The 12,357-nt window shown below is 72.3% G+C and carries 11 protein-coding genes; 1 reads left to right on the top strand and 10 read right to left on the bottom strand.

The genetic code is table 11. The features are described 5' to 3' along the window. Nucleotides 1–194: 194 nt before the first annotated feature. The 8 genes from ACSIH6_RS33315 to ACSIH6_RS33350 all read right to left on the bottom strand — a co-directional run bounded on the left by ACSIH6_RS33315 (nt 195) and on the right by ACSIH6_RS33350 (nt 9,252). Nucleotides 195–398 carry a helix-turn-helix domain-containing protein gene (locus ACSIH6_RS33315; RefSeq protein ID WP_013155995.1) on the bottom strand — a complete coding sequence of 68 codons (204 nt, stop codon included), beginning with the start codon at nt 396–398 and terminating at the stop codon, nt 195–197. Nucleotides 399–643: 245 nt separating this feature from the next. Next, entirely contained in the window at nt 644–1,441 is a 798-nt protein-coding gene (locus ACSIH6_RS33320; protein ID WP_435112325.1) for a phosphatase, read from the bottom strand. Between the two features lie 255 nt (nt 1,442–1,696). After that, a complete protein-coding gene (locus ACSIH6_RS33325; protein WP_017563027.1) occupies nt 1,697–2,857 on the bottom strand; it encodes an acetoin utilization protein AcuC in 1,161 nt (386 codons plus the stop codon). 178 nt (nt 2,858–3,035) lie between these two features. Continuing rightward, nucleotides 3,036–4,571 carry a phage holin family protein gene (locus tag ACSIH6_RS33330; protein WP_435112326.1) on the bottom strand — a complete coding sequence of 512 codons (1,536 nt, stop codon included), beginning with the start codon at nt 4,569–4,571 and terminating at the stop codon, nt 3,036–3,038. A 711-nt stretch (nt 4,572–5,282) separates the two neighbouring features. Further along, on the bottom strand, nt 5,283–6,077 hold the full coding sequence (proC, locus tag ACSIH6_RS33335) for a pyrroline-5-carboxylate reductase (RefSeq protein ID WP_435112327.1): 795 nt from the start codon (nt 6,075–6,077) through the stop codon (nt 5,283–5,285). Between the two features lie 112 nt (nt 6,078–6,189). Continuing rightward, nucleotides 6,190–7,128 carry a sugar phosphate isomerase/epimerase family protein gene (locus ACSIH6_RS33340; RefSeq protein ID WP_435112328.1) on the bottom strand — a complete coding sequence of 313 codons (939 nt, stop codon included), beginning with the start codon at nt 7,126–7,128 and terminating at the stop codon, nt 6,190–6,192. A gap of 368 nt (nt 7,129–7,496) precedes the next feature. Beyond that, nucleotides 7,497–8,105: a C40 family peptidase gene (locus ACSIH6_RS33345; RefSeq protein WP_435112329.1), complete on the bottom strand. Its 609-nt coding sequence runs from the start codon at nt 8,103–8,105 to the stop codon at nt 7,497–7,499. 229 nt (nt 8,106–8,334) lie between these two features. Then, nucleotides 8,335–9,252, bottom strand: coding sequence for an SGNH/GDSL hydrolase family protein (locus ACSIH6_RS33350; protein ID WP_435112330.1), 918 nt, complete (start codon nt 9,250–9,252; stop codon nt 8,335–8,337). Nucleotides 9,253–9,423: 171 nt separating this feature from the next. Between ACSIH6_RS33350 and radA the strand changes: the two genes are divergently transcribed. Next, nucleotides 9,424–10,806, top strand: coding sequence for a DNA repair protein RadA (radA, locus tag ACSIH6_RS33355; RefSeq protein WP_435112331.1), 1,383 nt, complete (start codon nt 9,424–9,426; stop codon nt 10,804–10,806). Nucleotides 10,807–10,937: 131 nt separating this feature from the next. Here radA and ACSIH6_RS33360 read toward each other — a convergent pair whose 3' ends face one another. Next, nucleotides 10,938–11,315, bottom strand: a complete 378-nt coding sequence (locus ACSIH6_RS33360) for an SSI family serine proteinase inhibitor (protein ID WP_435112332.1) — start codon at nt 11,313–11,315, stop codon at nt 10,938–10,940. Between the two features lie 169 nt (nt 11,316–11,484). Further along, nucleotides 11,485–12,201 carry a histidine phosphatase family protein gene (locus ACSIH6_RS33365; protein WP_435112333.1) on the bottom strand — a complete coding sequence of 239 codons (717 nt, stop codon included), beginning with the start codon at nt 12,199–12,201 and terminating at the stop codon, nt 11,485–11,487. Nucleotides 12,202–12,357 lie beyond the last annotated feature (156 nt).

Consider the following 12,357-nt stretch of genomic DNA (forward strand, 5'->3'; position numbering starts at 1 on the left):
CCGGCACAAGGGGGAACCGCGGCCGGTGGGGGTGGGGACGGCCCTGTCGCGCCCCGGACGGCGCGCGGCGAGGGGGCGGAGAACCCCGGCGGGGGGTGGAGACCCCGGTGGGGGCGGTGGCCGTCAGACACCGCCCCCCGGGTGTGTCGGCTGACCGGGGGCCGGGGGACGGCCCCGGTCGGCCGGGCCCTGCGTCAACCAGCCTCGACGAAAGCCTCGCGGAGGTAGTCGTGCACGGCCCGCTCGGGGACCCGGTAGGAACGCCCCACGCGAATCGCGGGGAGAACTCCCGAGTGCACCATTCGGTAAACGGTCATCTTGGACACACGCATGATCGTGGCTACCTCCGCCACGGTCAGGAACCTGACCTCTTCGAGAGGCGGCTTGCTCCCGTTCATCTTTCGACGCCCTCATTCCCGGACGTGAGCATTGTCTACCCTTGGGACCGGCGTGGTGTGCGGCGGCGACCCCGGTGTGCCCGCCCCAAACCACGCCAGCGTGTCACGCTGTCACTACTGACACGTCCGTTTTCAGAGTAGAGCCGAGTTCGTCTCAGCGAAAGGCCGTTGGGGCTGTCTTCGGCGCTATGTGTTGATGGCGGGTCGGATGAGGTTTAACGGTGGGTATAAATGGTCTTCCCCACTCACAGGAGACCGGCTCGGGCGAGAACGTATTCGCGCAGCGGGGCGTAGTCCTCGGTCAGGTAACCGTCGTCCAAAGGCACCGTGACCAGTAGTTTCCCCTCGGCCTCGGCGAGGAAGAGGGCGGGGTCGTTGCAGTCGGCGAAGCCCATCGCGGGCACTCCCGCCTCACCGGCCGCACCCGCGAACCCGTGGTCGGCGATGACCAACTGCGGCCATGCCTCACCGCGCTCCGCGAGGTCCCCGAGGATGGCACGCATGGCGAAGGGGTGGTGGCTGTGGCGTGCGAGGCGACCATCCGTGACGATGGCTACATCGTCCTCCCAAACCACGATCCGCCGGTTCGGGGGGCGTTCCGTGGTCACTTCGTAGGAGTAGCCGCTGCCCGCGGTGATGATCTGGCAGCCGCGCTCGGCGAGGGCGTCCTTCCAGGCGCGGTAGGTCTCGCGGAGGTTGCGCGGGTGGCCGGTGGCGAACATGACCCGCTCCCGGCGCTCGGCGGCCAGGGCCAGCCGGTCGGCGAGGGCCTCCAGGGCGTCGATGGTCAGGTCGGGGTCGATGGTGTCGATCCCCCACACGTAGTCCTCGTCGGCCACCACGCCGCAGCGCTTGCTCATCAGCGCCAGGACCTCGGAGAAGGTCCAGTCGTGGGAGAAGGTGAGGCCGAACTGGTGGTAGGGGTCCTTCTGGACGAGCCGCCGGTAGTGCCGCAGGTTGTTCTGACGCGGGGTGTCGACGTGCCCGGCGATTCCCGTGCGCACCAGATAGGTGATCAGTTCAGCGCGTGTCGGCGGCGTCACCTGGCGCTCCCCTTCCTCGTCTGCGCAGCGAGCGTGCGCCACGCTGGGCGGCCACCACGGCGCCTGCTCCTGTTCGCCCGGTATTCAACCTCTGTCCTACCCGCTTCGGACGCGACACGCGCGGCTCCTCCGGAATTCACGCCGGTCGACACCGGGGTGTTATGGGAGCCGTCCCGTGAGCTGTTCGGAGCCCCCTGAGCCCCTGCCGACACCGGATCCGCGGCCCGGGCCGCGACGAAACGGAAGGTCCGCTCCCTAAAGGCTCGGGTCGATCCCGTGGCTGGGGAAGACCGCGGTCCGGGTCGCGTGGATGGCCCGGTCCACCGGGTCGCCCGGGTCGTAGCCGTCCACGAAGTGGTCGAAGACGACCTCGCGCCCGTCGGTCATGTACAGCGGTGCCAGCTCCCCCGTGCGCTGGCGCACGAAGTCGCGCCAGCCCTGCGGGGTCTCGGTGTCGGGGTCGATGGGGCGGCCCGCGGCCTCGCCCAGCAGGTGGGTCCAGGCGCGGGGGACGACGTGGACCAGCCCGTACCCGCCGCCGCCGAACAGCAGCCACCGGCCGCCCGCGGTCTTGCGCGCGAGCTCGTGGAGTTCGGCGTAGGCGCGGCGCTGGCCGTCCACGCTCAGGGTGAGGTTGGCGAGCGGGTCCAGGGCGTGGGTGTCGCAGCCCTGCTGGGTCACCAGGATCTCGGGCTGGAACTCGTGCAGCAGCGGCGGCACGACGGCGTCGAAGGCCCGGTGCCAGCCGTTGTCCCCGGTGCCCGCGGGGAGGGCGACGTTGACCGCGTACCCCTCGGCGTCGGGGCCGCCGGTCTCGGAGGCCTGGCCGGTGCCGGGGAAGAGGGTCGCCGGGGACTCGTGGAGGCTGATGGTGAGCACGCGCGGGTCGTTGTAGAAGGCGTTCTGGACGCCGTCGCCGTGGTGGACATCCACGTCCACGTAGGCGACGCGTTTGGCCCCCTGCTCCAGCAGCCAGGCGATGGCCAGGGCGGGGTCGTTGTAGACGCAGAAGCCCCAGGCGTTGCCGCGCATGGCGTGGTGCAGACCGCCCGCGATGTTGGCCGCGTGCGCGCTCTCCCCGCTCCACACGGCCCGCGCGGCGGCCACGGACGCGCCGGAGATGAGCGCGGCGGCGTCGTGCATGTCCTTGAAGACCGGGTTGTCGGAGGTGCCCAGCATGTGGGCCTCGTCGGGTTCCAGCGTGCGGCCCGCGCGCTTGACCGCCTCGATGTAGGCAGGGTCGTGTACGAGGGACAGGAGTTCGTCCGAGGCCGGTTCGACGTCCAGGAGTCCGACCCCCGGCGCGTCCAGCACGCCGAGCTCGCGGCTGAGCGCCATGGTCAGCTCGACGCGTATCGGCGCCATCGGGTGCTGCGGACCGAAGTCGTAGGCCGTGAGTCCGTCGTCCCATGCCACCCGAAGCGAGCAGGACGTGCGCCCTCCCATGTGGTGACCCCCGTTTCAGGTGTGCGTGCTCCGAAGCACACAGTACGCACAACCGCACGCGTGGACGAACCCCGGGGTTTGGATGGCCCGGTCCGGCACGGGGCTCGGCCCCGTGCCGGACCGGGGTGTCCGGGCCACGTCGTCCGGGCTACTCGGTGACGAAGTAGCAGGACTCGTACAGGTCGCCTCCGGAGAAGTCGACGGTGCCGTGCAGGGGCGCCCCGGAGAGCGTGTCCTTCGAGGTGAGCAGCACCCGGTACTCGCCCGGTTCGAGCTCGACGCGCATGACCTCGCCGTCGTCGAAGCAGGAGTTGCCCGTGGGCGGTGAGCTGTAGACCTCGCAGTTCTCGCAGGCGGGGGTGATGATCTCCTCGTGGACGGCGTCCGGCCCGACGTAGAGGAACTGCATCTCGTACGGGGTGTTGTTGGTGATCTCCAGGACGCTCTTGTCGCTGCCGGAGCCGCCGGTGGGAGCGGGGGCGAACTCGGCCTCGCCGATCGAGGTCATGGCGTCCATCCGCTCCTCGATGCGCCCCGCGCCGATGTGGGTGACCATCCGCTCGACCTCGTCGGTCTCGTGGTCGGGGTACTCCGTCTCCAGGAGGACGACCATCTCGTCGGCGGTGTCGAGCGAGCCCCCGTCAACGCTCTCCCAGCCGCAGTTGAACGCGGCGTCGGGGCGCTCGGTGGTGATGCGCTCGGCGATCTCGGGGGCGGCGTCCCAGGCCAGGTCGGAGAACATGTCGATCTGGTCGAAGCCCGCGCACCAGTTCTCGGCGGCGTACTCGGCGGTGCCGTTGCCGTAGAGCTCGGTGAGCGCGGTGGGGACCTGGCCCGCGGCCTCGGTGCCCTCGTAGTCCACCGGGATCACGGTGTAGATCTCGTGCGCCCGCCGCATGCTCTCGCGGTACTCGTCGGTGACCTCGCCGCCGAAGTCCTCCTCGGCCGAGGCCACCAGGTCGGCGGCGTAGGAGAGGTGGATGTCGGCGACCTCGCCGTCGGTGTCCTCCCAGCGGGCGGAGGGGTGCTCGAAGTAGGCGGCGTAGGAGTCCAGGGCCTGCTCGTACTCCTCGGCGGCCACGTCGGACTGGGCGCGCTCCAGGAGCGCGCAGGCCTCGGCGCCCGCGCGGGCGCGCGACATGAGCGACGGGGAGAAGGAGAGCTGGAAGAGGTCCTCCACGCTCCCGTAGGCGGCGACGGCCTCGGAGGCGCCGCACTCGCCGCGGGCGTGGGCGGCGTCGGCGACGCGCAGCCGCCACTCCCCCGCCTGCCACACTCCGGTGAGAGCCGCCAGCAGGGCGACCGCCAGTCCGGCTGCGGTGAAGAGGGGCAGCGCCCGCTTGGACGGCTGTTCTCCCCTGCCGAGCAGGCGCTCGTCGCGGGAGCGCCCCGCGAACAGGCCGTGAACGGCCGCGACGACGAACCAGGCCACGAAGATCGACGCCCACAGCAGGAGGTTGTCGGCGGCGCCGAGGACGGCGGCGGTGACCAGCAGGCCGAGGGTGATGACGAGCGCGGCGGCGAAGAACGGCCACTGGCGCAGGTAGGCGTATCCGGCCCCCATGCCCGAGGCGTTGAGCAGCGAGGTGCGCAGCGCGGACGGGGAGGAGAACAGGCCGAGCCTGGGCGGCTTCGGGGGCGGTGGCGGGCCGAACTGCCCCGGGGGCATTCCGCCGGGGGGCATGCCACCGGGAGGCATACCGCCGGGAGGAGGTCCACCGGGGGGCATTCCGCCCGGAGGCGGTCCCATGGGGGGAGGTCCACCGGGAGGCATTCCGCCCGGAGGCGGTCCCATGGGGGGAGGTCCACCCGGGGGTGTCCCGCCCGGAGGCGGCATCATGCCGGGTGGCCTACCACCGGGGGGCGGCCCCGTCGGAGGCCTCCCTCCGGGCGGCATCCCACCCGGGGGCGGGCCGGGCACACCGCCCGAGTACATACCGCCCGAGGGCGTGCCACCGGCGGGCGCACCGCCGTGGAAGGCCCCTCCGACCGGGTTGCCGCCGGTCGGGCCGCCCTGGGCGGGGCTGCCTCCCGTGGGGTCGGCGCCGGTCGGGCCTGAGGGCGTGTGTCCCGGGGGCGGGAAGCCTCCGCCGGGCGGCTGGGAAGGGTCGGGCGGGGGAGGGGAAGAAGTCATGGAGGACCCTGGGATCGGGAGATGGGGGAGATCCCGCGCGTACGGGACCGAGGGGGCCGTGTACACCCTTCACCAAAGACACTACCCAGGTCCGCCGACGCCGGACCCCGCAGGGCGGGCCGCTTCCGGCCATCTCCCCTCGCCTCGTTCGCCGTGATCCTGTACTCGTAGCGAGGTTCGGGCGCCGCCATCGGCTACAAGTACAAGATCATCGGGGTCGGAACCCCTTGCGTCACACCACCACCGGTTCCGGGCAGCGCGTCAGCTGCCGGAGAGTGCGCCGCTGCGGTCCCGGGCCGCCTCGATGGCGTCGGTGAAGGCCGTGCGCACGCCGTGCCGCTCCAGCTCGCGCAGCGCGGCGGCGGTGGTGCCGCCCGGCGAGGTGACGGCCTCGCGCAGCACGACCGGGTGCTCACCCGAGCCGTTGAGCATGGCGGCGGCGCCCGTGATGGTCTGGCCGACCAGCTTCTGCGCGGTGGCGCGCGGCATCCCCATCGCCACACCCGCCTCGATCATCGTCTCGGCGATGAAGTAGAAGTAGGCGGGTCCGCTGCCGGAGATGGCGGTGACGGTGTCCATGTGCTGCTCGCCCACACGGATGACCTCGCCGACCGTGCCCAGCAGCGCCTCGGCGCGGTCCAGGTGGGACTCTCCGGTGTGGGCGCCGCCCGCGATCGCGGTCATCCCCTGTCCCATCAGGGCGGGCGTGTTGGGCATCGCCCGGACGACGGGGGTCCCGGCGGACAGGTGCTCCTCCAGCACGGCGGTGGTGATCCCGGCCGCGACGGAGATCACGAGGCAGGCGGAGGACAGGCGCGGCGCCAGGTCGTCCAGCAGCGCCACCATGTCCTGGGGCTTGAGCGCGAGCAGGAGGGTGTCGGCGCGCTTGGCCGCGTCCGCGGCCGGGACCACCTCGATCCCGTAGCGGGCGCGCAGCTCCCCGGCGTGCTCCTCGCGCGGCTCGGTGACGAGGACGTCCTCCGGCGCGTGGCCCTTGGCCAGCATTCCGGCGAGCAGAGCCTCGCCCATCTTCCCGGCACCGATGATGGCGATCATGAAGGGTCCTTCCTGCGGATACCTCCACGCTAACGGCACGGACGGCCCCGCGTGGACACCGGATCCCACTCCGTGGACCCCCGGTGCGCCCCGGCCCGGCGGCGGACCGGGCTCACTCGGGGTCGACGATGCCCTTGTCGTCCACGGTGCCGCCCTCGTCGACCGCGAAGCGGCGGGGCGGCGCCGAGGGGGCGCGGCGCAGCAGCGCGATGCGCTCGCGGCGGTCGCGCGCCCGGTCGCCGGGGCCCGCGGTCCGGGCGAAGTGCAGCCGGGTGAAGGCCAGGGCCTCGGCCAGCTCGCGCATGCGCGCCTGGCGGTCGGGGGCCTTGCGGGTGCTGACCTCCAGGACCAGCTGGCCCCCGAAGCCGTTCCCGGCCAGGTACTCCAGGAGCTCGCCCACCGGCTGGCGTCCGCGCCCGGGGATGAGGTGCTCGTCGAGGTTCTGGCCGCCGATGCCGTCGGCCACGTGGATGTGGGAGAGGCGGTCGCCCAGGCGCTTGGCCATGTCCATGGCGTCGGAGCCGGACATGGCGGTGTGCGACAGGTCGAGCGTGACGTCGGGGTAGTCACGGTCGAGCGGGTTCCAGCTCGGCGCGTAGGGGACGACCTCGCGGTCGCGCACGCGCACCGGGTACATGTTCTCCACCGCGAAGACGACGTCGGTCTCGTCCTGCATACGGGAGATACCGGTCTCGAACTCACGGGCGTAGTCGCGCTGCCATCGGAAGGCGGGGTGCACCACGATCGTCTTGGCGCCCAGGGCCTCGGCCATCTCCTTGGAGCGGACGAGTTTGCCCCAGGGCTCCCTGCCCCACACGCGCTGGGTCAGGACCAGGCAGGGTGAGTGGACCGCGGTGACGGGCATCTGGTGGTAGTCCGAGAGGCGCCGCAGGAGGTCGATGTCCTGGCTTGCCGGGTCGGAGGAGACGAGCACCTCCACGCCGTCGTACCCCAGCTTCGCGGCGATCTCGAAGGCGGCCGGGGTCTTCTCCGGGTAGACCGACGCCGACGACAGGACGACGGGCGCGTCTGGGACCTGGATAGGGCTCACGCGACCCAGACTATGCGCTAACGCGCCTCGTGTGCGTACCGCCCGCGTGAACGTGGCGTGCCGTTCTCCCCACGCCCTCCCCCACGGAGGGTGCGGGTCCCGGTCGCGCGACGGTGGTGAAGGGGTCCGCGGGTGCACCCGCGGAGCCCTGGTTCGTGGTTGCCGACCGCCACGTCGTCGGGGCGGTCGTGCGGGTCGTGTCGCCCTCCGTGCCTGCCGCGCCGCCGACGGGTCCGTGCGCGGGACCACGCGGTCGTTTCGCGGTGGAGGCGGGGCACCTGGTGCAGGGGTGCCGCTCGGGGCTGGCCGGGTTCACTCCCCGGGGCGTGCGGGGCGGCCGTCAGCGCGCTGCGCGAGGCCTGCCCGTCTCACAGCCGTACGGCACCTGCGAGATCGTATTTGTGGACGTCCCGCTCGCGGACGTGGTCCCCCGAGTTCGGCGCGTCGATCATGCGCCCGTCGCCGAGGTAGATGGCGACATGGTAGGCGTAGCCGCCGCTGTCGGTCCAGTAGAGGATGTCCCCCCTGCGGGCGTCGGAGTAGGAGACCCGGGTTCCGGCGCCGACCTGGTCGTGGGCGATACGGGGCAGTTCCACCCCGGCCTGCTTGTAGGCCCACTGCACCAGTCCCGAGCAGTCGAAGCCGTTCGGTCCGGTGCCTCCCCAGCGGTAGGGGGTGCCCTTCTTCGACTCCGCGGCGCTGATGGCGTCCTCCACCGTCGACGTGGACAGGGCCTGGTGGACGCGTCGCGGTCCGGCGGAGTCCTGCGCGGTGGCCGCGGCCTGCTGCGCCGGTCGCACCGGCTGCGGCGGCTGGGCGAGCGCGGGCGCCGTACCGGCGGCCAGGGCGGCCGTGGTGAGCGCGGCGACGGCGAGCACGCGCCCGCCGCTCCGGCGCGGAGGAACGGGCGAGGCCTGCCGCCCCGGGTCCGTGGAACGACAGGCCTGCGTTTGCTCGTGGTGTCGCGGTATTCGCATGACGGTGGTTCTCCCGCTCTCGCTCGGAGCGCCGCGGCGTCCACGTCACTGTGACGCGGATCTCCCTGTCGCGACGCCCTCACCATTCGTCACACAGACCACGCGATATGTCACTCTCCGTAGCGCGATCAGCCGCCAAAGAAGGTAAAGAGTCCTTGACCTTCGGAGGACGAAAGCGGTCAGGTCACCATCGAACGGACTCCCCTCCTCGGCGGTCGATCACCCTGGGCTACGCGGCGTCGTCCACGGGCACCGGCACCCCCAGCTCGGCTCCCACGAAGTCGGCCGTGGCCTGCATGCCGAGGTAGTTCGGGTGCACCGGGGCCCCGTTCTCGGGGATCAGGCCCTCCACCCAGCGGGTGTCGGAGGACGTGCAGACGTCGTGGCCGCGCTCGAAGACGTCCACGAAGACCGCGCCCTGGGCCTCGGCCTCCTCGGCGATCATCGCGTTCAGCGCGGTCTGCGCCTGGTCCAGGAAGGGCACGTCGCCCCACGCGATGGGCGTGCTCGGCCAGCAGCCCCTGCTCTCGGGCAGGATCTGGAGATAGCCCACGGCCAGGACCGTGGCGTCGGGGCTGCGCTCGGCGATCTCGGCGTAGACCCCCGCGACCTCCGGGCGCAGGTCCTCGACGCGCTGGTCGAGCTCGTCGCCGTAGTGCTCGGCGCACGGGTCGCCCAGCGGGTTGCTCAGGCTCTGCTTGGCGCACTCCAGGAGCACCTCGGAGAAGCCGAAGTCGTTGCCCGCGATCCCGACCGTGACCAGGTCGGTCTCCGGCGTCAGGGCGTCGAACTGGGGCGGCGTGTCGTCGAACTGCGGCTCGTAGAGGTCGTTGACGACCGCCCCCGAGCAGCTGGCGTCCGTGAAGTCGGTGATGCCCAGCCGCTCGGCGAGCATCGTGGGGTAGTTGTTGGAGGTGCGCAGGCAGCCCAGCAGCGGCATGCTGCTGCTGACCCTCTCCTCCCGGATGAGCGGACCGGCGACGAAGGAGTCGCCGAGGGAGACGTAGCTGTCGAAGGCGGGCGCCTGCGCAGTCTCGGCGGTGGCGGGCGCGGCGGCCAGGAACACCGACCCCAGCGCGGCGGCGGCCACGGGGGCCAGGGCACGGCGCGGGGATCGGGACGCGGCGGTGGCGGATGTACGGGGCACGCGGGTTTCCTCTCCATGGAGCGGGGGCGTTGGAGCTGTCGGACCCTAGGAATTCTTTAACACGCCCTACGGGAGAAGGCCCCTAACTCGTAGGTAACTTTCATGTGTCTCCGAAAGGTCCCTTTACTCCTTCCGGCGGGGTTGTCGCAGGGAGCCGCTAGCGTTGCCACCATGGCGAAGGCAGCGAAGACCACGTTCCGGTGCGCCGAGTGCGGATGGAGCACCCTCAAGTGGGTGGGCCGCTGCGGCGAGTGCCAGGCCTGGGGCACGGTCGAGGAGGCCGGCGTCCCCGCGCCCTCCGCCGTCGCGCCCGCGCCCGTCACCTCCCGAGCCCGGCCCATCACCGAGATCAGCGTGGAGAGCGCCGAGGCCGTCCCCACCGGCGTCGACGAGCTCGACCGGGTGCTGGGCGGCGGCGCGGTCCCGGGCGGCGTGGTGCTGCTCGCCGGTGAGCCCGGCGTGGGCAAGTCCACCCTCCTGCTGGAGGTCGCCGCGATGCGCGCGGCCGAGGGCCCCGTGCTGTACGTGACCGGAGAGGAGTCGGCCGGGCAGGTGCGGCTGCGCGCCGAGCGGCTCGGCGCGCTCTCCGACAAGCTCTACCTGGCCGCCGAGACCTCCATCGCCTCCCTGGCCAGCCACGTGGACGCGGTCGGCCCCCGGCTGCTCATCGTGGACTCGGTGCAGACCATGGTCTCCCCCGACACCACCGGCGTCCCGGGCGGCGTCACCCAGATCCGGCAGGTGGCCGGCGCGCTGATCCAGATCGCCAAGGCGCGCGGGATCGCCACCGTGCTGGTCGGCCACGTCACCAAGGACGGGTCCATCGCCGGTCCGCGGATGCTGGAGCACCTGGTGGACGTGGTGCTGCACTTCGAGGGCGAGCGCCACTCCCAGCTGCGGCTGCTGCGCGCGGTCAAGAACCGCTACGGGCCCACCGACGAGATCGGCTGCTTCGAGCTGACCGAGTCCGGCATCGTCGGTCTGCCCGACCCGAGCGGACTGTTCCTCACCGAGCGCACCGACCCGGTGCCGGGCACGTGCGTCACCGTCACCCTGGAGGGGCGGCGACCGCTCATCACCGAGGTCCAGGCCCTGGTCGCGCCGACCCCGCTGCCCGCGCCGCGCCGGGCCACCTCGGGCCTGGACACCTCGCGGGTGAACATGATCCTGGCCGTGCTGGAGAAGCGCACGGGCATGAAGCTGGCCAACATGGACGTGTACGCCTCCACGGTGGGCGGCGTGAAGCTGACCGAGCCCGCCGTGGACCTGGCGCTGGCCATGGCGGCGGCCAGCTCCAACAACGACGTCGCGCTGCCCGTCGGCTTCATCGCGATCGGCGAGGTGGGCCTGGCGGGCGACGTGCGCACCGTGAGCGGCGTGCGGCGCCGGGTGTCGGAGGCGCAGCGGCTCGGCTTCACCGAGGCGGTCGTGCCCAAGCACTTCGGCGACCCGATCCCGGGCATCCGCGTCCACGAGGTGGAGGAGCTGAGCGAGGCCCTGAGCCGGGTGGCCCGGCGGTCCCGGCGGGCCCGCGCCCCCCGGGACGAGGACTGAGCCCCAGCGCGCCCACTTCGCCGTGACCTTGTACCCATAGCGAGGCTCGAGCGCCGGCATCGGCCATAAGTACAAGGTCATCGCGGTCCAGGGGGCCTCGCGCCGCACCGGCGGCGCTTCCGGCCAGCGCGTCAGAAGTCGAAGACCGCGCCCTTCTCGCTCATGAGCACGCACTCGTTGGAGAACTCCTCCCGGTAGTCCTCGGTGCCGTAGGCCACGGCGACCACCGGGTCGTAGACGAACGGGCAGGCCTGCTCCTCGCCCCTGACCCCCGCGAGCGAACCAGCCTCGGCGATGGCCTCGCAGGCCTCCTCGGCTCTGGGGTGTGTGCCCGCGGCGACGGGAGCGCACACCAGCGTGGCCTCCCGCGTCTCGCCGCTGGTGAGGGCGTGGACGCGCAGGATGTAGCCGTTGCCGCCGGTCTGCGCCGCCTCGGCGGCGTGCGCGGGCGCGGTGAGCGCCAGGGCGAGGACGGGAGCGGCGGCCAGGGCCGGGACGATGCGATTCACGACAGCCTCCAGGGACGTGCGGATTCCAGACAGCACGGATAGTAATCGAACCATTACGCGAAGCTGTCGCTTTTCCGCGAGGTCGCCGGAATTTCCCCGCGCCGGGGTTCCGGCCAGGCCCGATTCCCGGGCGAAAAGCAAGGAAATCAGGGTTATGTCGGAGTCCCCGTCACCCCCGCGCCGACACTCCCGCCAGGTGTCCCACGACTCCGTAGCCGTCGGGTCGCAGGTCTCCCCCGGCGTCGGCCGTCCAGCGGCTGACCGAGGCCGCCGCCGCGGGCTCCTCCCTGCTCACCCGCCACACCTCGGCCTCCTCCAGGCCCTCCAGGATCCCTCTGAGCAGGACCACGACCGGCTCGTGGGCGAACAGCAGCACCCGCTCGCCCGGGTACTCCGCGCACAGGTCACGCAGGAACGAGCGCAGCCGCAGCAGGACGTCGGCCAGGGACTCACCGCGCTCGGGGCGGTGGTGCATCCGGTCGGCCAGGCGCCGGGGCGCCTCGCCGGGGTCGTACTCGTCGACCATGGCCGGGGTCATGAACGTGAAGGGGCCGCCGTCGTGGTCGCGCAGCCGCTCGTCCGGGTGCACGGGCAGGTCCAGCCCGGCCGCCTCCAGCGCCAGTCCGGCGGTGCGGCGGGCGCGCAGGTAGGTGGAGGAGAACACGACGCCGGGCCGCCGGTCGCCGGGCAGGGAGGCCAACCAGCCCGCGCCCACGGCGCGGGCCTGGCGCTCGCCCAGCGGGGTGAGGTCCACGTCGGCGTTGCGCGCGGGCAGGTCCGCCGCGTCCAGGCGCCCGCCGTCGCGTGCGGCGGCGGCCAGGGCGAGGTTGAACTCGCTCTGCCCGTGGCGGACGACCGTCAGTTCCGCCGGTCCGCGGTAGCGCATCGTCGCGTCCTCCTCCGTGTCGGCCCATGGGGCGTCAGTGGGAACCCCTTGGGAGGCGAGAGCGGGCACCCCCGGAGGAGCGCCCGCTTGGGAGCGCTCCCAACCGCAGGAAGAGTATCCCCGAACTCTGGTGGCGTAAAGGGGCTCTCCGCGCCG

It is taken from the genome of Nocardiopsis synnemataformans, assembly GCF_965343085.1.
Lineage (GTDB): Bacteria > Actinomycetota > Actinomycetes > Streptosporangiales > Streptosporangiaceae > Nocardiopsis > Nocardiopsis alborubida.

Excerpts from the sequence above, each read along its gene's own strand:
- radA (WP_435112331.1), top strand. The coding sequence starts at position 9,424 with ATGGCGAAGGCAGCGAAGACCACGTTCCGGTGCGCCGAGTGCGGATGG.
- ACSIH6_RS33345 (WP_435112329.1), bottom strand. The coding sequence starts at position 8,105 with ATGCGAATACCGCGACACCACGAGCAAACGCAGGCCTGTCGTTCCACG.
- ACSIH6_RS33315 (WP_013155995.1), bottom strand. The coding sequence starts at position 398 with ATGAACGGGAGCAAGCCGCCTCTCGAAGAGGTCAGGTTCCTGACCGTG.
- proC (WP_435112327.1), bottom strand. The coding sequence starts at position 6,077 with ATGATCGCCATCATCGGTGCCGGGAAGATGGGCGAGGCTCTGCTCGCC.
- ACSIH6_RS33330 (WP_435112326.1), bottom strand. The coding sequence starts at position 4,571 with ATGCCCCCCGGCGGAATGCCCCCGGGGCAGTTCGGCCCGCCACCGCCC.
- ACSIH6_RS33365 (WP_435112333.1), bottom strand. The coding sequence starts at position 12,201 with ATGCGCTACCGCGGACCGGCGGAACTGACGGTCGTCCGCCACGGGCAG.